Raw genomic sequence first — 18942 nt, forward strand, 5'->3', positions numbered from 1 at the left:
CGTAGGGACCGACGCCACTCAATTTGCCCGCGCTCGAGCGCGACGGGGTTGGGCTACCGCACTCCCTCGAACACCGCGGCCATGCCCTGACCGCCGCCGACGCACATGGTCTCCAGGCCGTAGCGCGCCCCGCGGCGGTCCATCTCGTGCAGCAGCGAGGTGAGCATGCGCACGCCGGTGGCGGCGATCGGATGGCCGAGCGAGATGCCGGAGCCGTTGACGTTGAGCCGCTCGGGGTCCTCCCAGTCCCAGCCGCGCAGCACGCCGAGAACCTGGCAGGCGAACGCCTCGTTCAGCTCGACCAGGTCGAGGTCGTCGAACGACAGCCCGGTGCGGGCGAACAGCTTCTCCACCGCGGGGACCGGACCGAGGCCCATCTCGCCCGGCTCGCAGCCGGCGGCGGCCCAACCGCGCAGGAAGCCCAGCGGGGTCAGGTCGAGCTCGTCGAGCCGGTCCTCCGCGACGACCAGACACGCGGCCGCGGCGTCGTTCTGCTGGCTCGCGTTGCCGGCGGTCACCGTCCCGTCCGGAAAGATCGTGCGCAGCTTGCCCAGGGTCTGCGGGGTCGAGTCCGGCCGCACGCCCTCGTCCCGGTCGAACAGGATGGGCTCACCACGACGCTGCGGCACCTCGACCGGCACGACCTCGGCGGAGAACCGGCCGGCGGCCCAGGCCGCGGCGGCCCGCTGATGGCTGCGCGCGGCGTACTCGTCGGCCTCCTCGCGGGTGATGCCGTAGCGCCGCGCGACGTTCTCAGCGGTCTCGACCATCCCGGAGATCTTCCCGAACCGCCACTCCGGCTGCGAGCGCTCACGCCCGCGGTCGAGCCGGTCCCATAGCTGCACCCCGCCGGACCTGCTGCCCCACCGCACGCCGGTGGTGTAGTGCTCGGCGTTGCTCATGCTCTCCACGCCACCGGCGAGGACCACGTCGGCCGCGCCGGTCTGCACCATCATCGCGGCGGTCACCACGGCCTGCAGCCCGCCGCCGCAGCGGCGGTCGAGCTGCAGGCCCGGCACCTCGACCGGCAGGTTCGCGTGCAGCGCGGCCCACCGCCCCACGCACGGCGTCTCCGCGTTCGCGTAGGACTGCGCGAACACGACGTCGTCCACCCGCCCCGGCTCGACGCCGGAGCGGGCGACGACGGCCTTCACCACGGTCGCGGCGAGGTCCTCGACCGGCACCGGGCGCAGGGTCCCGCCGAACGCTCCGACGGGGGTACGCAGCGGGGTCACGATGGCGGCTCGTCTCATGCCCTGCATTGTTACTCCGCGGCGATGGCCGCGAGAACGTCGGTGTGAGCAGCACGTCTCGCGGGCCAGAGCGCGGCGAGCACGCCGACGACCACCATGCCGGCCAGCGACACCCCGATGACCTGGTACGGCAGCGCGATGTCGGTCAGGGGCCGGCCCAGCATCACGTGCTGCATGACCGCGCCGAACCCGACGCCGACGACGATGCCGACCAGTCCGCCGTAGGCGCAGATCACCAGGCTCTCCAGGCGTACCGCGCCACGCACCAGCCGGCGCCGGGCACCGACCGCGCGCAGCACGCCGACCTCGCGGCGGCGCTCCAGGACCGAGAGCGCGAGCGTGTTCACCACGCCGAAGGCCGCGATCACCACCGCCGCGCCGAACAGGGCGTACATCACCTCGAGCACGGCCTCGAACTCCTCGGCGCCGGAGGCGATCACGCCCTCCCGGTCGGTGACGCGGACGTCGGGCCGGTCGCGGAACTCGGCGTCGAGCGCCGCACGTACCCGGTCGGGGTCGGCACCGGTGGCGTAGACGGTCGTGGTGGCGGCCCGGAAGCGGGCCGGCGCCGCCGCCACGTCGAGGTAGAACAGCGGCCGCCCCTCGATCGTCGAGTACAGGCCGACGACCGGTCTGGTCACCCTGTGGTCGCCGAAGTCGAGCGTCACCTCGTCGCCCAGGCCGATCCCGCGCATCGCCGCCTCGTTGCTCCCGACGACAACCCCGCGCCGCAGGTCCGCGCTGCCCGCCTCGAGATCGGCCCGCAGCACGGTGTCGAACGCGTCCGGCTCGATCGCCGAGACCGTCGTCAGGCCGGCCCCGCCGGCGTGCTGGACCTCGACGCGCCCGTACCGGTCGGCGACGGCGGTGCTCACCCCCGGCGTGGCGCGGACGCGGTCGAGCACGTCGGTCGCGAGCGGCTCGTCGCCGGCCGCCGGCACCACGACCGTGGTCGACTCGGGCACCGTCGCACGCACCGTCGCCGCGGACATCGAGACGATCGTCTCGCCCAGGGTCGCGAACGCGCACACCAGCGCGAGCCCCACCAGCAACGCCGAGGAGGTGGCCGCGGTGCGTCGCGGGTCGCGGACCGCGTTGCGGGCGCCGAGCCGCACCGCCGGCCGGCGCGTCCGGCCGAGCACCCGGGCCACCGGGCCGAGGACGGCCGCGGCGAGCTCGGGCGCGAGCACCAGGACGCCCAGCCAGCCGAGGATCCCGCCGCCCATGCCGACCACGCGTGCCGTGGTGTCCAGGTCCACCCCGGCGGTGGCGACCACGACGACCACCCCGGCGAGCAGCAGGACCGCGCCGAGCACCAGCCGGACCACGCGGGAGCGGCGGGGCAGCACGGCCGCCTCGGTCCGCAGCGCGGCGACCGGCGCGACGGTGGCCGCGCGGCGCGCGGAGCCGAACGCGGCGGCGACGGTCACCCCGACACCGACGGCGTAGCCGAGGATGATCGCGACCGGCGACACCGTCAGCGGCGTGTCGTCCTGGCCGGCCAGGACCATCGCGGCCCCGACCCCGATCCCCAGCGCGATCCCCGCGGTGGAACCCGCGACACCCACCGCCACGGCCTCGACCAGCACCGCCCGCCGGACCTGCCGCCGCGTCGCGCCCACCGCGCGCAGCAGCGCGAACTGCCGGACCCGCTGGGTGACCAGCATCGTGAAGGTGTTCGCGATGACGAACCCGCCGACCAGCAGGGCGACCGCGGCGAAGGCGAGCAACGACAGGCGGGTGTCGTCGGCGTCCGCCCGAGCCTGGTCCAGCACCTCCTGGTTGAGCCGCTCGCCGGTGTCCACCCGCCACCCGGGGCGCGACGGCAGCGCGAGCGCACCCGGCTCGCGGTCGGTGTCCAGCTCGACCCGCTCGAACCGGGAACCGACCAGGTCCGACGCGACCTCCTGGTCGAAGGCGAGCCGTGGTGGTCGCTCCGGGCCGAGCGAGCGGTAGTCGAACACCCCGACCACCGCGGCGCGCAGCTCCCGACCGTCGGCCAGCAGCGCGCGGGCGGTGTCGCGCGGCGCCAGCCCGGTGTCGCTCCACACGGCCACCTCGTCCGGCCCGCGGGGCGCACGGCCGGCGACGAGGACGAACCGGCCGGTGTCGTCCCACCCGGTGCCCGCTCGCTCATGTGACCCGGGCACCAGCTTGCCGTCCGAGCCGACCAGCGCCGCCCGTCCGGCCAGCACCCCGGTGGCGCGGGTGACGCCCGGGACGCCCTCGAGCAGCTCCAGGTCCTCGGCGGCGAGCCCGGCACCGCTCTCCGGTCCGCGGACCACGAGGTCCACGCCGGTGCGCAGGTCGACCTCGCCTACCGCGTCGGCCGTCGAGTCGGCCATCACCCAGGTGGAGACCACGAACGCGACCCCGAGCACGACGGCGACCAGGGTCATCACCAGCCGCCCTCGGTGGGCCCGCAGGTCCCGCAGCATCGCGCGCAGCATCTACAGCGCCCCCTCGAGCGACTTCATCCGGTCCAGCACCCGCTCGGCGGTCGGGCCGTCGAGCTCGTCGACCAGCCGGCCGTCGGCGAGGAACAGGACCCGGTCGGCGTAGGCGGCCGCCGCCGGCTCGTGGGTCACCATCACCACGGTGCCGCCGAGCTCGTCGACGCCGCGGCGCAGCAGCGCGAGCAGGTCGGCCGAGGCCCGCGAGTCCAGCGCCCCGGTGGGCTCGTCGGCGAAGACCACCTCCGGTCCGGTCACCAGGGCACGCGCGCAGGCCACCCGCTGTTGCTGGCCGCCGGAGAGCTGGGCCGGCCGGTGGTGCAGCCGGTCGGCGAGCCCCACCGCCTCGATGACGGTCTCGGCGAGCCGCGGGTCGGGTCGGCGCCCGGCGAGGTCGAGCGGCAGCGTGATGTTCTCCCAGGCGGTGAGCGTCGGAAGCAGGTTGAACGCCTGGAACACGAAGCCCACGCGGTCTCGGCGCAGGGCGGTGAGCTCGTCGTCGGCGAGGCCGGTCAGGTCGACTCCACCGAGGCGCACCCGGCCGCCGGTCGGGGTGTCGAGCCCGGCGACGCAGTGCATGAGCGTGGACTTTCCCGAGCCCGACGGGCCCATGATCGCGGTAAATCGTCCACTGTGGAAGTCGACGGACACGGCGTCGAGGGCGACGACGCGGGAGTCCCCGCTGCCGTACACCTTGGTCAGCTCCTCGGCACTCGCGGCCGGTCCGGTTGTCGTTGTCGTCACGGGCACAACCGTGGTGGTTCCGGCCGCGCGGCACATCGGACCGGAGCCGGTCAGCCCCGGGTCCCACCCGGTCCGCTTCCACCCCCGGGGGGTCCACCCCGGGGATGACCTCCCCTCGGTCGATTCGCCGCCAGGACCTCCGGCACTACGGTCTAGGCGTGTCCACACTGATCTCCCCTGGTCCGCGCCTGTTGGCGGCGGTGGATGTCGTGGTGGCGGCGGTGGTGCTGGCCGCGGTCGCATACGCCGCGCTGGACGCGCAGGCCCCGGCGACGGCGGGGGAACCGGAGTGGTTGTCCTGGGTCGCGGCCACGGCCGTCGCGGCCCCGGTCGCGGTGCGGCGCTTCCGGCCGCTGGCCGCGTTGGCGGTGTCCACCGTCGCCACCGCGGTGTGCCTGCTGTCCGGCGTGATCCCGACGGTCGCCGTCGGCGCGCCGCTGTTCGCGGTCGGAATCGAGCTCTACACGGTGGGCCGCGGCGAGCCACGCGACCGGTCGGTCCGGGCGCTGGCCGCGTGCCTCGCGGTGTTCCTCGGCGCGGGGGTGCTGCGCCGCACGTTCGAGGTGCCCTTCGAGAGCTGGCTGGAAACCCTCTACGGCCTCGGTTTCGGGGCACTCATGCTGGCCACGGCGTGGACCGTCGGGGTGACGGCGCGCATGCGCCAGTCCTACGCCGAGCGGGCGGTGGCACAGACCGCCCGGCAGGCCGTGGCCGACGAGCGGTTGCGGATCGCCAGGGAGCTGCACGACATCGTGGCGCACAGCCTGAGCCTCATCGCCGTGCAGGCCGGCATCGGCAACCACGTGGCGGCGTCCCGGCCGGAGGAGGCCCGCGAGGCGTTGCGGGTGATCGAGTCGACGAGCCGGCGCTCGCTGGCCGAGATGCGCCAGCTGCTCGGGGTGCTGCGCTCGGACGCCGGTGCCTCCGATGTGGACGGCGCGTTGGCGCCGGTGCCGGGGCCGGCCGCGCTGGCCGAGCTGGCGGCCAGGGCGGCCGAGGCGGGGGTGTCGGTCTCGGTGGAGGTGCGGGAGGGCGACCTCCCCGAGGGCGTCGGCGTTTCGGTGTACCGGATCGTCCAGGAGTCGGTGACCAACGTGGTCCGCCACGCCGCCCCCGCCCGATGCCACGTGCTGGTGGACCCGAGCGGGGAGGATGTGCGGGTGGAGGTCACCAACGACGGGCCGCTCGCCCGCCCCAACCCGCATGCCGGCCTCGGTCTGATCGGCATGCGCGAGCGCGTCGCGGTCTTCGGCGGCACGTTCACCGCGGGTCCGCGCCCCGAGGGCGGGTTCCGGGTGGCGGCGAGCATCCCGCGCGGTGCGTCATGACCCGCGTGCTCGTCGCCGACGACCAGGCGCTCGTACGCGGGAGCTTCCGCCTGCTGGTGGAGACCGCGCCCGGGCTGGAGGCGGTCGGCGAGGCGGCCAACGGCGCGGAGGCCGTCGAGCTCGCCCGCGCCACCCGCCCCGACGTGGTGCTGATGGACGTGCGGATGCCCGAGCTGGACGGCATCGAGGCCACCAGGCTGATCTGCGCCGACCCCGCGACGGCTGACGTGCGGGTGTTGATCCTGACGACGTTCGACCTCGACACCTATGTCTACGCGGCGCTGCGGGCCGGCGCGAGCGGCTTCCTGCTCAAGGACACCCCGCCGGCGGACCTGCTGAGCGCGATCGGGGTGGTGGCCGCGGGCGAGGCCCTGCTCGCGCCGAGCGTCACCAAGCGGCTGATCGCCCAGTTCAGTCGGCTGGAGCCGGTGGCGGTGCCGAGCCTCGCGGGCGTCACCGACCGCGAGCGCGAGGTGCTGGTCCTGATCGCGCGCGGGCTGTCGAACACCGAGATCGCCGAGCGCCTGTACCTCGGCCTGGCCACGGTGAAGACCCACGTCGGCCGGCTGCTGAGCAAGCTGCACGCCCGCGACCGGGCCCAGCTGGTCATCGCCGCCTACGAGTCGGGGCTGGTCGGACGCGCCTCCTGAGCGGTTCGACCCGCGCGAAGGCGAGCCCGTCCCGCTCGCCCCGCGGCCATCGCTACTACCGTGTTGGGCGGGGGCATCGACACGGACGACATGAAGGAGCGCACTGCCTTGGTCCCAGACCGTGAGCCGGATCCGACCGAGGATGCGGGAGTGAGCGCGAACCCGCTGGTCAGCAGGACGCCGGTGGGCGGACCGCTGGGTCGCGCGGCGGACGGGCCGTGCGTGGCGTGCGGCCAGGACGTCGGCGCCGACGGGACGTGCGCGACCTGTGGACGGGTGCAGCCGGGCGGGCGGGACCGGATGGAGGCCCACCTCGGCCAGGTGGTCGGCATCAGCGACAAGGGCCGGCGCCGGGAGCGCAACGAGGACTCGATGGCGTTCGCCGCGGTCGGGGGCGAGCAGCCGGTCGTGGTCGCGGTGGTCTGCGACGGGGTCGCCACCTCCGACCGCGCGGAGAACGCCTCCCAGCGGGCGGTCGACGAGGCCGTCGCGGTGCTGCTGGAGTCGGCGCTGGCCGGTGGGGAGGCCGAGGCCGCCACCCGGGAGGCGGTGGCGAAGGCCATCGCCGGGGTGACCGCGCTCGCCGACCCGACGGTGCCCGGCACGGCGCCCTCGTGCACCTTCGTCTCCGCCGTGGTCACCAGGACCTCGGTGACCGTGGGCTGGGTGGGCGACAGCCGCGCCTACTGGCTGGCCACCGACGGCGCGCGCGGCCTGACCGTCGACGACACCGTGGCCAGCGAGCTCGTCGCCGAGGGAATGAGCGAGGAAGAGGCCATGTCCGTGCACCAGGCGCACGCGCTGTCCAAGTGGATCGGGGCGGACGCCGGCCAGGTCGCACCGAGGACGGTCACGGTCACCCCGGAGGGGCCCGGTCTGGTACTGCTGTGCAGCGACGGGTTGTGGAACTACCTACCCGAGGCCTCCGCCCTGGTCGGGGCGCTGCCCGGGGAGCCGGCGGAGGTGGACCCGATGGCCGCCGCGGCCCAGCTGACCACGGTCGCGCTCGAGCTCGGCGGGCACGACAACATCACCACGGTGCTCGTGCCGTTCCCGGCGCGGACACCATGACGGTCACCGAGGGCGGCCTGCTCGGGGCGCTGCCGGCCGACCCGGACCCCGACTCCCTGTTCGACGCGTTCAGCTCCTGGGCGGAGGACCGGGGCCTGACCCTGTACCCGGCCCAGCAGGAGGCGATGATCGAGATCGTCTCCGGCTCCAACGTCATCCTGTCCACGCCGACCGGGTCGGGCAAGAGCATGGTGGCGACCGGTGCCCACTTCGCCGCGCTCGCGAACGGCCAGCGGACCTTCTACACCGCGCCGATCAAGGCGCTGGTCTCGGAGAAGTTCTTCGCGCTGTGCGAGGTGTTCGGCGCGGTCAACGTCGGCATGCTCACCGGCGACTCGGCGGTGAACCCGGCGGCGCCGATCATCTGCTGCACCGCGGAGATCCTGGCCAACATCGCGCTGCGCGAGGGCGTGGACGCCGACGTGGGCCAGGTCGTCATGGACGAGTTCCACTTCTACGCCGAACCCGACCGGGGCTGGGCGTGGCAGGTGCCGCTGCTCGAGCTGAACCGCGCCCAGTTCCTGCTGATGTCGGCGACGCTGGGCGACGTGAGCCGGTTCGAGGAGGACCTGGCCAGGCGGACGGGACGGCCCACGGCCGTGGTCACCTCGGTCCAGCGGCCGGTGCCGCTGTTCTACTCCTTCCGGCTCACCCCGCTGCACGAGACGATCGAGGAGCTGCTCTCCACCAACCAGGCGCCGATCTACGTCGTGCACTTCACCCAGGCGGCCGCGCTCGAGCGGGCCCAGTCGCTGATGAGCATCAACGTCTGCACCCGCGAGGAGAAGGACCGGATCGCCGCGCTGATCGGCAACTTCCGGTTCACCGCGGGCTTCGGGAAGACACTGTCCCGCCTGGTGCGCCACGGGATCGGCGTGCACCACGCCGGCATGCTGCCCAAGTACCGACGCCTGGTCGAGCGGCTCGCCCAAGCCGGGCTGATGAAGATCGTGTGCGGGACCGACACGCTCGGCGTCGGCATCAATGTTCCGATTCGGACAGTTGTGTTCACCGCACTGTCCAAGTACGACGGTCAGAAGGTGCGCCTGCTCAAGGCCCGCGAGTTCCATCAGATCGCCGGTCGGGCCGGCCGGGCCGGCTACGACACGGTCGGTAACGTCGTCGTACAGGCACCAGAGCACGTGATCGAGAACGAGAAGGCCCTCGCCAAGGCCGGTGACGACCCGAAGAAGCGGCGCAAGGTCGTGCGCAAGAAGCCGCCGGAGGGGTCGATCGGCTGGGGCGAGCCGACGTTCCAGCGCCTGGTGGAGGCCGAGCCGGAACCGCTCACCTCCAGCTTCCAGGTCAGCCACGCCATGCTGCTCAACGTGATCGGCCGCCCCGGCGACGCCTTCACCGCGATGCGCAAGCTGTTGGAGGACAACCACGAGGACCGCCCGGCACAGCGGCGGCACATCCGCCGGGCGATCGCGATCTACCGCGCGCTGCTCGCCGCCGGGGTGGTCGAGCGCCTACCCGAGCCGGACGAGCAGGGCCGCAGGATCCGGCTGACGGTGGACCTGCAGCTCGACTTCGCGCTCAACCAGCCGCTGTCCCCGCTGGCGCTGGCGACGATCGAGCTGCTGAACCGCGACGACCCCGGCTACCCGCTCGACGTGCTCTCCGTGATCGAGTCCACTTTGGAGGATCCGCGCCAGGTCCTGTCCGCGCAGCAGTTCAAGGCGCGGGGCGAGGCCGTCCAGGCGTTGAAGGCCGAGGGCGTCGAGTACGACGACCGGATGGCGCTGCTGGAGGAGGTCTCGCACCCCAAGCCGCTCGCCGAGCTGCTCAACGCGGCGTACGAGACCTACCGCCGCGGCCACCCCTGGGTCGCCGACTACCACCTCTCACCCAAGTCCGTCGCCCGGGACATGTACGAGCGGGCCATGACCTTCGTCGAGTACATCGGCTTCTACCAGCTCGCCCGCAGCGAGGGCATGGTGCTGCGCTACCTGGCCGACGCCTACAAGGCACTGCGCCAGACCGTGCCCGAGGAGGCGAAGACCGAGGAGCTGTCCGACCTGACCGAGTGGTTGGGTGAGCTGGTGCGCCAGGTCGACTCGAGCCTGCTCGACGAGTGGGAGAAGCTGACCAACCCCGCCGACGAGCCGCTCGACGAGCCCGACGAGCGGGTGCCGGCGGTCACGACCAACACCCGGGCGTTCCGCGTGCTGGTGCGCAACGCGCTGTTCCACCGCGTCCAGCTCGCCGCCCGCCGCGACTACGCCGAGCTGGGCGCGCTGGACGGCGAGTCGGGGTGGACCGCGCAGGAGTGGCAGGGGGCGCTCGAGCCGTACTTCGAGCTGCACGGGGAGATCGGCACCGGGCCGGACGCACGCGGACCGAAGTTCATGATGATCACCGACCAGCAGCCGGAGCTCTGGCAGGTGCGCCAGATCTTCGACGACCCGGCGGGAGACCACGACTGGGGCTTCACCGCCGAGATCGACCTGGACACCTCGGACGAGGTCGGCGCCGCCGTCGTGGTGATCACCGCGGTCGGCGAGCTCTGACCCCGTCCCGGCCCGGTCCGCCGGGCTGGGCGAAGTGGCGGGTGAACCAGTCCGCCGCCAGCCGGGCGACCGCCTCCAGGGTGCCCAGCTCCTCGAACAGGTGCCCGGCGCCGGGGACGACCACCAGCTCGCTGTGGCAGCGCATCCGCTCGCGGGCTGCGGCGTTGAGCGCCAGCACCTGCTCGTCCCGGCCACCGACGACCAACAGCGTCGGCGCGTCGACGACCGCGATCGCCTCCCCGGCCAGGTCCGGCCGCCCGCCCCGGGAGACGATCGCGGAGACCTTCAGCGCCGGCTCCGCGGCGGCCCGCAACGCCGCGGCCGCGCCGGTGCTCGCGCCGAACAGCCCGACCGGCAGCCCGGCGAGCCGGTGGTCCCCCCGCAGCCGGTCGACGACCAGGCGCAGCCGTCCGGCCAGCAGGTCGACGTCGAACTCCTCGCCCGGCGCCACCAGGTCGACCAGCACGGTGCCGATGCCCGCCGCGTGCAGCGCCGAGGAGACCGCCCGGTTGCGGGGGCTGGCCCGCCCGCTGCCGCTGCCGTGGGCGAACACGACCAGGCCGACCGCCCGAGCCGGCACGAACAGGAAGCCGCCGAGCCCGTCGAGGACGACGTCCTCGTCGGCGAGCGGCGTCGGGAACTGCGCGAGCAGGGCGCGGACCTCGTCGTCGGTCACCTGGGTGAAGTCGTCGTACCACTGCCCCACCGCGACGAACCGGCGCGGTGCCAGCACACACACCACGTCGTCGGCGATCTCGCGCAGCCGGGCCAGCGTGTCCGCCGGCGCCACCGGCACCGCGAGCACGACCCGCCCCGCGCCGAGCCGCCGAAGCACCCGCACCGCCGCGACGACGGTCGCCCCGGTCGCGATCCCGTCGTCCACCAGGACGACCTGGCGTCCACGCAGGCTGGGCCGGGTCCTCGCGGGCCGCAGCGCCGCGGCCCGCCGCTCGATCTCCGACCGCTCGTGCTCGACCTGGGTGGACAGGTCGTCCCAGGTCAGCCCCAGCTCGACCAGCACGGCATCGTTGCGGACGGTCACCCCGTCCTCGCCGACCGCGCCCACCGCGAGCTCCGGCCGGTCGGGCGCGCCGACCTTGCGCACGAGCACCAGGTCCAGCGGCGCGTCCAGCGCACCAGCCACCTCCGCGGCAACGGGGATGCCGCCGCGCGGCAGCCCGAGCACGATCGGGTGCGGGCCAGCACGGTCACCGCGCAGCTCGTCGGCGAGCGCGCGGCCGGCGGCGGCCCTGTTGGGGAAGTGCATACGTCACCTCCACCACCAGTGTCCCCTGGTTGCTCCGCACCGGAAAGCCCACTAGTGTCGAACATATGAGCGAATCGTCTCGCTGCGCGTGTCCTACCTGCGGTGCCTCACCGAGTGACCGGGTCGATCACCGGCTCGGGGACGTGTGGTCGGGAGAGGCGAACCTGACGGTGGTGTCGCGGCGGGAGCGGGTGGTGAGTGGGCGTTAGGTCGGTGGGGTGTCGGGGGGTGGCGGCGCTTCGGGTGGTGCTTTGATCACCCCTCGTCCAGCCAGGTTTGGAGCAGGTGGGACTCGATGGAGTCCTGGCGGTCGGTTCCTGCCGCTCGGTGGGTTGCCTGGAGGGCGCGCAGGTCCTCGCGGGTGAACCAGTGGGCGGCGACGAGCTCCTCCTGGTCCACCGCCACCTCCTCCGACTCGGCGACGGCGCGGAAGCCGAGCATCAGGCCGGCGGGGAACGGCCAGGCCTGCGAGGCCTGGTAGCGGACCGCCGCCACGCGCACGCCGACCTCCTCGACCAGCTCCCGGCGGACCGCGTCCTCCAGGCTCTCGCCGATCTCGACGAAGCCGGCCAGGGTCGAGTACGCGTCGGGGGCCGCGCCGCGGTGGCGGCCGAGCAGGCAGCGAGCTCCGTCCGGGGAGGTGACCAGGGTGATCACGGCCGGCTCGATGCGGGGGAACAGCAGGCGCCCGCAGGACGCGCACTCGAGTTGGTGGCCTGCCTGGCGGGCAACGCTGGCGCCGCCGCAGGCTCCGCAGAAGCGCTGGTTCCGGTGCCAGTGGAGCATGCCCCGGGCGTAGGCGAGGGTGGCCGCCTCCTGGGCGTCGACAACCGGGAACAGGCGCCGTACGTCCAGGACCGCGTCGGCGCCGGTCCGGGTTCGTGCCGTTGATTCGTCCAGTTCGGACAGGTCCACGGCGAACACCCCGGCCCGCCCGTTCGCTCCCAGGAAGACGTGCGGCTCCTCGGACACCGTGACCGGTTGACCGTCACGGGTGAGACAACCGTCCCGCCAGAAGGCCAGGACGCGGGCATCGGGGTGCCGGCGGGCGGAGCTCAGCCACGCCTCGTCGGAGCGTCGGGCGCTCGCCCGGTCGAGGGCCAGTCCGTTGTACGGGAGCAGCGACACCGTGCAACCCTAGCCGCATGGACAGCGCCACAACGGACACCGCACGCACGCTGGTCGCGGTGTTCGCTTCGCCGGTCGCCGACCACCTGCTCCGGTACGGGCGGGACCTCGGGTACCGCACCGCGCTCGTCGAGCCCGAGCGCGGGCGGGTGGCCAACGACCTCCAGGCCGAGACAACGGTCCTGCCGCGCCTGGTCGGCGAACTCGCCGGGGACACCGACGTGGTGGTCACCGACCACCACCGACCGGAGCTGGGGCTCGTACTGCGGGACGCGCTCGCGCTCGACGTCCGCTGGGTGGGGGTCATGGGCAGCCCGAACCACGCCGGGCCCCACGTCGCGGCCCTGCGTGACCTCGGTGTCGGCGACGAGGACATCGCCAGGGTGCGGCGGCCGATCGGGCTCAACATCGGGTCGCGCACGCCCGCCGAGATCGCGATCTCCACCCTGGCCGGGCTCGTCGCCGACCGCAACGGCGCGCCGGGGGGCTTCGAGTTCTGACCCGGCTGGACAGGGCTGCGCCCCGCGCGTTACGTTGCTAAGCGCTTGCTTAGCAACGTCACAGCGAACCCAGCGTGGAGGAACAACCCGTGGCCCACTCCCGTGTCGCGATCGTGACCGGTGCCGCTCGCGGCATCGGTGCGGCGGTCGCCAAGCGCCTCGCCAAAGACGGACTCGCCGTCGGCGTGGTCGACCTCGCCGAGGACGCCTGCGCGGCCACCGTCGAGGCGATCACCGCGGACGGCGGCAAGGCCGTCGCCGTCGGCGCCGACGTCGCCGACTCCGCAGCCGTGTCGGCCGCCGTCGCACGGGTGAGCCAGGAGCTCGGGCCGCCGACGGTGCTGGTGAACAACGCCGGCATCACCCGCGACAACCTGCTGTTCAAGATGACCGAGGACGACTGGGACGCGGTCATCGCGGTCCACCTCCGCGGGGCGTTCCTGATGAGCCGCGAGGTCCAGAAGCACCAGACCGAGCAGGGCTGGGGCCGGATCGTCAACCTCTCCAGCACCTCCGCCCTCGGCAACCGGGGCCAGGCCAACTACTCCGCCGCCAAGGCCGGCATGCAGGGCTTCACCAAGACCCTCGCGATCGAGCTCGGCAAGTTCGGCGTCACGGTCAACGCGATCGCGCCGGGCTTCATCGAGACCGAGATGACCGCGGCCACCGCGGCCCGCGTCGGGGTTCCCTTCGAGGACTTCAAAGCCGGGGCGGCGGCGGCCATCCCGGTCCGGCGCGTCGGCCAGCCGGAGGACATCGCCGCGGTCGTCTCCTTCCTGGCCGGCGAGGAGTCCGGTTTCGTGTCCGGGCAGGTCATCTACGTGGCCGGTGGGCCGCAGGACTGAGGGGCGACATGCGAACCTTCGCCGATCTGGACGAGCTCGCCGCGGCCAAGGGCGAGCACCTGGGCCACAGCGACTGGCTCGAGATCACCCAGGACCGCGTCGACCGCTTCGCCGACGCCACCGGGGACCACCAGTGGATCCACGTCGACGTCGAGCGGGCCAAGAGCGGCCCGTTCGGCGGCACGATCGTCCACGGGTACCTCACGCTCTCGCTGATCCCCATGCTGGGCCAGCAGGTCTTCACCGTCGGCGGAATCAGCATGGGCATCAACTACGGCCTGGGCAAGGTGCGCTTCCCGACCGTGCTGCGGGTGGGCTCGCGGGTCCGCGCCGGCGTCGAGCTGGTCGAGGTCATCGAGCGACCGCCCGGCCGGCAGGCGGTCCTGCGCTGGACGTTCGAGACCGAGAGCGACGACAAGCCGGTCTGCGTCGCCGAGACGATCGTGCTGTACGTCCCGTGAACGCCGAGACGCTGCGGGAGCGCGCCCGCGAGTTCCTGTCCAAGAACGACCCGTCCGGTATGGACCGGCTGGACTTCCTGCGTGCCCGGTTCGACGCCGGCCTTGCCTGGGTGCACTTCCCCGAGGGGTTGGGCGGGTTCGGCGCGGCGCGCGAGCTGCAGACCGTCGTCGAGGCCGAGCTCGAGGCGGCCGGCGCGCCCGACAACGACCCCCGGCGCATCGGCATCGGGCTTGGCATGGCCGCGCCGACCATCCTGGCCTTCGGCACCGACGAGCAGAAGCAGCGCCTGCTTCGTCCGTTGTGGACGGGCGAGGAGGTGTGGTGCCAGCTGTTCTCCGAGCCCGGCGCCGGGTCCGACCTCGCGGCAGCCGGTACCCGTGCGGTCCGTGAGGGCGACGGCTGGCGGGTGACCGGGCAGAAGGTGTGGACCTCCAGCGCGCACACCGCGCGGTGGGGGATCCTGCTGGCCCGCACCGACCCCGACCTGCCCAAACACGCCGGCCTGTCCTACTTCGTGTTGGACATGACCGACCCGGGCGTGGAGGTCCGGCCACTGCGCCAGATCACCGGCGAGGCCGAGTTCAACGAGGTCTTCATGACCCAGGCCTGGGTCCCCGACAGCAACCGACTCGGCGAGGTCGGTGAGGGCTGGCGGGTCGCCCAGACGACCCTGATGAACGAGCGGATCGCCATCGGCGGGCGGCCGACCCCGCGTGAGGGCGGGATGGTCGGCGCCGTCGCCGGGACCTGGCGGGCGAACCCGGACCGGCGGACCCCGGAGCTGCACGACCGGCTGGTGGACCTGTGGGTGCGGGCGGAAGCCCTGCGGCTGGCCGGGATCCGGCTGCGCCAGCAGCTGGCCGTCGGGTCACCGGGGCCGGAGGGCTCGGCGATGAAGCTGACGTTCGCACGGCTCGCCCAGGAGCTGTCCGGGTTCGAGGTCGAGCTCCTCGCCGAGGACGGCCTGCGCTACGACGACTGGACCCTGCGCCGGCCCGACCTGGTCGACTTCAACGGCCGCGAGGCCGGGTACCGGTACCTGCGGGCGAAGGGCAACTCGATCGAGGGCGGCACCTCCGAGGTGCTGCGCAACATCATCGCCGAGCGGGTGCTCGGCCTGCCGGCCGAGCCGAGGGTGGACACCAAGGTTCCGTGGAAGGACCTGCCCAGATGAACCTGCTCTACAGCGACATCGAGGACCAGCTCCGGTCCAGTGTGCGCGACCTGCTGACCGCCCGTGCCCAGCCCTCGGCGATCCTCGCCCGGTGCGAGAGCGAGCAGCCCCACGACCTCGAGCTGTGGCGCACGCTCGCCGGCGAGGTCGGGGTCTCGGCGCTGCACGTGCCCGAGGAGCTCGGCGGCCAGGGCGCGTCCGCCCGCGAGGTGGCCGTCGTGCTGGAGGAGCTGGGCCGTTCGGTCGCGCCGGTCCCCTTCCTCGGCAGCGCGGTGCTCGCCACGACCGCACTGCTCGGCGTCGAGCCGACCGGCCCGGCGCGCGAACTGCTCGACGCGCTCGGTACCGGCGGCTCGGTAGCGGCGCTCGCGATCTCCCTCGCCACGATGCCCGGCTCGCCGTTTCCGTCCGGTGTGGAGGCGACCGGCGACGGCCTGCGCGGCGCGGTGCGGGCGGTGGCCGACGCCGCCGCGGCCGACGTGCTGGTCGTGCCCGCGGTCGGACCCGACGGACCGGCGCTGCACGTGGTCCCGGTCGCGCAGGCCGGTGTCGTCGTCACACCGGCGGTCTCGCTGGACCTGACCCGGCCCATCGCCGACATCTCCTTCGACGGCGCGACCTCGACACCGCTCCCCGGCGCCGCGGAGTCCGCACTGGACAGTGCACTATGGACGGCAACAGCGCTGCTGGCCTCCGAGCAGGTCGGGTTGGCCGAGTGGTGCCTGACGACGACGGTCGCCTATCTCAAGGACCGCCACCAGTTCGGCCGTCCGGTCGGCTCGTTCCAGGCCCTCAAGCACCGCCTGGCCGACCTGTTCGGCGAGCTGGCCCTCGCCCGCGCCTCGGCCCGCCACGCCGCGGACTCGGTGGGCGGTGAGGACGCCCGGGTGTCCGCGTTGCTGGCGAACTCGCTGTGCTCGGAGGTCGCCGTGCACGCCGCGGAGGAGTGCGTCCAGCTACATGGCGGCATCGGCATGACCTGGGAGCACCCCGCGCACCTGTACCTCAAGCGGGCCAAGGCCGACCAGATCGCCCTGGGCACGCCGGGCCGGCTGCGCGCACTGCTGGCGCCACTGGTGGACCTGCCGGGACCGCGGTGACCGCACCCCAGCCCGACGACCTCTGGCCCGACGTCCGTCCCGAGGCGGCCAGGCGCCTGATGGCGGCCGCGGTTACGTCGTTCGCCGAGCGGGGCTACCACGCCACCACGACGCGGGACATCGCGACCGCGGCCGGCATGAGCCCGGCGGCCCTCTACGTGCACTTCCCGGCGAAGTCGGCCGTGCTGTTCGCGATCAGCCGCAGCGGACACGAACGCATGCTCGCGATGGTGGAGCGGGTGGTGGCCGACGACCCGGACCCGGTGGTCACCATGCGCACGCTGGTGGAGAGGTTCGTGGCTTGGCACGCCAAGCGGCACGTGGTCGCCCGGGTGGTCCAGCACGAGCTGGCCGCGCTGCCGCCGCAGGAGTACGAGGTGGTCGCCGACCTGCGCCGGCGAACCGAGCAACACGTCCGCGACGTGATCACCGCCGGGGTGTCCCTGCGCCAGTTCGAGGTCCCCGACGTCCGCACGGCCGCACGCGCCGTGCTCGGCCTCGGGATCGACGTCGCGCGCTGGTACACCCCGACCACCCGACCCGCCCCGACCGAGCTCGGCCGGCAGTACGCCGACCTCGTCCTGCGCATGCTGGGCCACCACGACCGGACCGACTAGGAAGTGTCCGGCATGTCGTCGGAGCGCTTACGCAACCCCGTGTAGCGGTCCGGCGTCTCTACGTACGTGAAACTCATCGTGGCAGGTCTGGTCGGTCTTCTCGCGGTCACAACGCCAGTGGCGGCGGCATCGCCTTCCGATACGTTCCTCCCGTCCTCGGTCAGCTGGCTCGATCCCCGGCATGGCAGCGCGTTCGGCTACACGCCATGCGGCGAGGACCTGTGCCCGGAACTGTTGGCCACCGTGGACGGCGGTGACAGTTGGCAGGCACGCACCGCACCGCCGGTGAAACTTCCAGAGAACCACAACCAGGTACGGTTGATGGTTGCCGACCTGGAAACCGAGTTCGTCACGGACGGAACCACCCTGTGGGAGACCAACGACGCGACCCGGAACTGGTACGAGGTGGAGCTGACCGGGCTGACCGAGCCGTACAACATCTCCGAAGTCGTGACCGCGCACGGCAAGGTGTTCGCCGTGGCCTCCTTACTGGGCAACAACCAGCACAACGCCACCCGGATCTACTCCGGACCGGTCGGTGAGCCGGTACTGCACCCGTTGCCCGGGTTCGAGGTCATCGGCGAATTCCCCTACGGCGGCGTCGCGGTCGACGGTGACATACTGCAGGTCTACCTGGGCGCCAACTATGCCGAGGCGCAGTACCACTTCTCGCTCGACGGTGAGGAGTTCGTCGCGGCACCACTGCCGTGCCCGCTCGAGAACGTCGCGATGCTCGGCGGAATCAGGGACAACCGGCCCATCGCGCTGTGCAACGGCGGTGGCGGTTCGCCGCAACCAGGTTCGATGACCAAGCAGGTCTTCACCGCGCCACACCTCGGCGGCACCTACGTCCCGTCGAACCCGGCCCCGTCACAGGGCTACACCTCGGGATTCGGCCCGGCCACCTCCGACGTCGCGACCATCGCGGCCGTCGGCGGAAGCCGAAGCCTGCTGCACAGCACGTTCGACGCCGGCAAGAGCTGGTCGAGCACCATACTGAGCGACCGGGGATTCGCCCTGTTCGACCTGCAGTTCGTGACCCCGGACATCGGCCACGTCGTGGACGGCGTGCCGAGCTCGTCCTCGGCGTCGGCCGTCTACCGCAGCACGGATGCCGGCCACACCTGGCAACCGTACGACTTCCACCGCACCGACGGCTGAGCACGAACCCTCCGTTCGAGTTCGTGCCGTGACAGAGGCCGGCGTGAACGGCAGACCCTGCCGTTCACGCCGTGCCGTCGCGTCGGTCAGTCGGCCCTAGGGCGCGTCCTCAAAGCCCTCGATCGCGGTCTTCGCGCCCAGCTCGCCGCTGGCGGCGTTGTCGGACAGGCCGAGTACGACCCGGTACGAGGCCTGCCCTCCGCCTTGCCAGCGACGACCTGGATCACGAAGCCCATCGACCGGGACTTTGAGGACGCGCCCTAGGTACAGGCCTCGCGCAGTGCGTCGACGCGGGCGGCGTTGGCCTTGGCCCAGCTCGCCACCACGCCCAGGTCCTCGAAGCGCTCCTGCTGCACCTCGACGTAGGAGTCGGCCATGGTGAGCAGCGAGGCCTTCACGTCCTGGTCGGCGACGTTCTCGGCGAGCTCACGCAGCCGCTGCTCCTTGTCCTCGGCACGGGCGCGCAGCCGCTCCGGGTCGACAAGCGGGTTCAGGTCGGCCAGCCCCAGCGCCTCGGTGCACACCGCCGCCCGGTCGGCGACGTCGTTCGCCTCGTCCACTGCCGAGTCCACCTCGGCGCATCCGGCCACCAGCAGCACGGCCGCCAGCCCGGCGGCGATCCCCCGCAGTCGCATGTCTCCACGGTAGCGCCCCGGCGCGGGACGCGAGCTGGCGT

General features: G+C 73.1%; 17 protein-coding genes. 11 read left to right on the forward strand and 6 right to left on the reverse strand.

What is annotated here, in order from left to right:
- Positions 1-53: 53 nt before the first annotated feature.
- From BU204_RS00465 to BU204_RS00475, 3 genes are read right to left on the reverse strand one after another with little or no spacing between them, the layout of a single operon-like run.
- Complete coding sequence (locus BU204_RS00465) at positions 54-1253, reverse strand: acetyl-CoA C-acetyltransferase (protein WP_075123682.1); 1200 nt, start codon at positions 1251-1253, stop codon at positions 54-56.
- Positions 1254-1264: 11 nt separating this feature from the next.
- On the reverse strand, positions 1265-3703 hold the full coding sequence (locus BU204_RS00470) for an ABC transporter permease (RefSeq protein WP_075123469.1): 2439 nt from the start codon (positions 3701-3703) through the stop codon (positions 1265-1267).
- Positions 3704-4486, reverse strand: coding sequence for an ABC transporter ATP-binding protein (locus BU204_RS00475; RefSeq protein ID WP_075123470.1), 783 nt, complete (start codon positions 4484-4486; stop codon positions 3704-3706).
- A gap of 122 nt (positions 4487-4608) precedes the next feature.
- On the opposite strand from BU204_RS00475, the gene BU204_RS41035 reads away from it, so the two are divergent.
- The 4 genes from BU204_RS41035 (at position 4609) to BU204_RS00495 (ending at position 10012) form a co-directional block, all read left to right on the forward strand.
- The gene (locus BU204_RS41035; RefSeq protein ID WP_075123471.1) at positions 4609-5778 is read left to right on the forward strand and encodes a sensor histidine kinase; all 1170 of its coding nucleotides are present in this window, start codon (positions 4609-4611) and stop codon (positions 5776-5778) included.
- A complete protein-coding gene (locus BU204_RS00485; RefSeq protein WP_075123472.1) occupies positions 5775-6428 on the forward strand; it encodes a response regulator in 654 nt (217 codons plus the stop codon). Before BU204_RS41035 ends, BU204_RS00485 begins: the two co-directional genes overlap by 4 nt.
- A gap of 150 nt (positions 6429-6578) precedes the next feature.
- The gene (locus tag BU204_RS00490; protein ID WP_075123473.1) at positions 6579-7499 is read left to right on the forward strand and encodes a PP2C family protein-serine/threonine phosphatase; all 921 of its coding nucleotides are present in this window, start codon (positions 6579-6581) and stop codon (positions 7497-7499) included.
- Complete coding sequence (locus tag BU204_RS00495) at positions 7496-10012, forward strand: DEAD/DEAH box helicase (RefSeq protein ID WP_075123474.1); 2517 nt, start codon at positions 7496-7498, stop codon at positions 10010-10012. Before BU204_RS00490 ends, BU204_RS00495 begins: the two co-directional genes overlap by 4 nt.
- Here BU204_RS00495 and BU204_RS00500 read toward each other — a convergent pair.
- A complete protein-coding gene (locus tag BU204_RS00500; RefSeq protein ID WP_075123475.1) occupies positions 9990-11279 on the reverse strand; it encodes a phosphoribosyltransferase family protein in 1290 nt (429 codons plus the stop codon). The genes BU204_RS00495 and BU204_RS00500 overlap by 23 nt on opposite strands.
- Before the next feature lie 255 nt (positions 11280-11534).
- Positions 11535-12407, reverse strand: coding sequence for an NAD(+) diphosphatase (gene nudC, locus BU204_RS00505; RefSeq protein WP_075123476.1), 873 nt, complete (start codon positions 12405-12407; stop codon positions 11535-11537).
- 17 nt (positions 12408-12424) lie between these two features.
- On the opposite strand from nudC, the gene BU204_RS00510 reads away from it, so the two are divergent.
- The 7 genes from BU204_RS00510 (at position 12425) to BU204_RS00540 (ending at position 18266) form a co-directional block, all read left to right on the forward strand.
- Positions 12425-12907 (forward strand): XdhC family protein, encoded by a 483-nt coding sequence (locus BU204_RS00510; RefSeq protein ID WP_075123477.1) that lies wholly within the window; start codon positions 12425-12427, stop codon positions 12905-12907.
- Positions 12908-12996: 89 nt separating this feature from the next.
- On the forward strand, positions 12997-13752 hold the full coding sequence (gene fabG / locus BU204_RS00515; RefSeq protein WP_075123478.1) for a 3-oxoacyl-ACP reductase FabG: 756 nt from the start codon (positions 12997-12999) through the stop codon (positions 13750-13752).
- Positions 13753-13760: 8 nt separating this feature from the next.
- Positions 13761-14213 carry a MaoC family dehydratase gene (locus tag BU204_RS00520; RefSeq protein WP_075123479.1) on the forward strand — a complete coding sequence of 151 codons (453 nt, stop codon included), beginning with the start codon at positions 13761-13763 and terminating at the stop codon, positions 14211-14213.
- Entirely contained in the window at positions 14210-15388 is a 1179-nt protein-coding gene (locus BU204_RS00525; RefSeq protein WP_083660887.1) for an acyl-CoA dehydrogenase family protein, read from the forward strand. The genes BU204_RS00520 and BU204_RS00525 overlap by 4 nt, the downstream gene beginning before the upstream one ends.
- Positions 15385-16488: an acyl-CoA dehydrogenase family protein gene (locus tag BU204_RS00530; RefSeq protein WP_075123480.1), complete on the forward strand. Its 1104-nt coding sequence runs from the start codon at positions 15385-15387 to the stop codon at positions 16486-16488. The genes BU204_RS00525 and BU204_RS00530 overlap by 4 nt, the downstream gene beginning before the upstream one ends.
- Complete coding sequence (locus BU204_RS00535) at positions 16485-17105, forward strand: TetR/AcrR family transcriptional regulator (RefSeq protein WP_075123481.1); 621 nt, start codon at positions 16485-16487, stop codon at positions 17103-17105. The genes BU204_RS00530 and BU204_RS00535 overlap by 4 nt, the downstream gene beginning before the upstream one ends.
- A 321-nt stretch (positions 17106-17426) precedes the next feature.
- The gene (locus BU204_RS00540) at positions 17427-18266 is read left to right on the forward strand and encodes a WD40/YVTN/BNR-like repeat-containing protein (protein ID WP_143229227.1); all 840 of its coding nucleotides are present in this window, start codon (positions 17427-17429) and stop codon (positions 18264-18266) included.
- Positions 18267-18526: 260 nt separating this feature from the next.
- On the opposite strand, the gene BU204_RS00545 is transcribed toward BU204_RS00540, so the two are convergent.
- Positions 18527-18901, reverse strand: coding sequence for a hypothetical protein (locus BU204_RS00545; protein WP_075123483.1), 375 nt, complete (start codon positions 18899-18901; stop codon positions 18527-18529).
- Positions 18902-18942 lie beyond the last annotated feature (41 nt).

This window comes from Actinophytocola xanthii, from assembly GCF_001921205.1.
GTDB classification, from domain to species: Bacteria; Actinomycetota; Actinomycetes; order Mycobacteriales; family Pseudonocardiaceae; genus Actinophytocola; species Actinophytocola xanthii.

Excerpts from the sequence above, each read along its gene's own strand:
- BU204_RS00545 (WP_075123483.1), bottom strand. The coding sequence starts at position 18,901 with ATGCGACTGCGGGGGATCGCCGCCGGGCTGGCGGCCGTGCTGCTGGTG.
- BU204_RS00465 (WP_075123682.1), bottom strand. The coding sequence starts at position 1,253 with ATGAGACGAGCCGCCATCGTGACCCCGCTGCGTACCCCCGTCGGAGCG.
- BU204_RS00520 (WP_075123479.1), top strand. The coding sequence starts at position 13,761 with ATGCGAACCTTCGCCGATCTGGACGAGCTCGCCGCGGCCAAGGGCGAG.
- BU204_RS00540 (WP_143229227.1), top strand. The coding sequence starts at position 17,427 with ATGGTTGCCGACCTGGAAACCGAGTTCGTCACGGACGGAACCACCCTG.
- BU204_RS00470 (WP_075123469.1), bottom strand. The coding sequence starts at position 3,703 with ATGCTGCGCGCGATGCTGCGGGACCTGCGGGCCCACCGAGGGCGGCTG.
- BU204_RS00500 (WP_075123475.1), bottom strand. The coding sequence starts at position 11,279 with ATGCACTTCCCCAACAGGGCCGCCGCCGGCCGCGCGCTCGCCGACGAG.
- BU204_RS00485 (WP_075123472.1), top strand. The coding sequence starts at position 5,775 with ATGACCCGCGTGCTCGTCGCCGACGACCAGGCGCTCGTACGCGGGAGC.
- BU204_RS00475 (WP_075123470.1), bottom strand. The coding sequence starts at position 4,486 with ATGTGCCGCGCGGCCGGAACCACCACGGTTGTGCCCGTGACGACAACG.
- BU204_RS00495 (WP_075123474.1), top strand. The coding sequence starts at position 7,496 with ATGACGGTCACCGAGGGCGGCCTGCTCGGGGCGCTGCCGGCCGACCCG.
- BU204_RS00530 (WP_075123480.1), top strand. The coding sequence starts at position 15,385 with ATGAACCTGCTCTACAGCGACATCGAGGACCAGCTCCGGTCCAGTGTG.
- BU204_RS00510 (WP_075123477.1), top strand. The coding sequence starts at position 12,425 with ATGGACAGCGCCACAACGGACACCGCACGCACGCTGGTCGCGGTGTTC.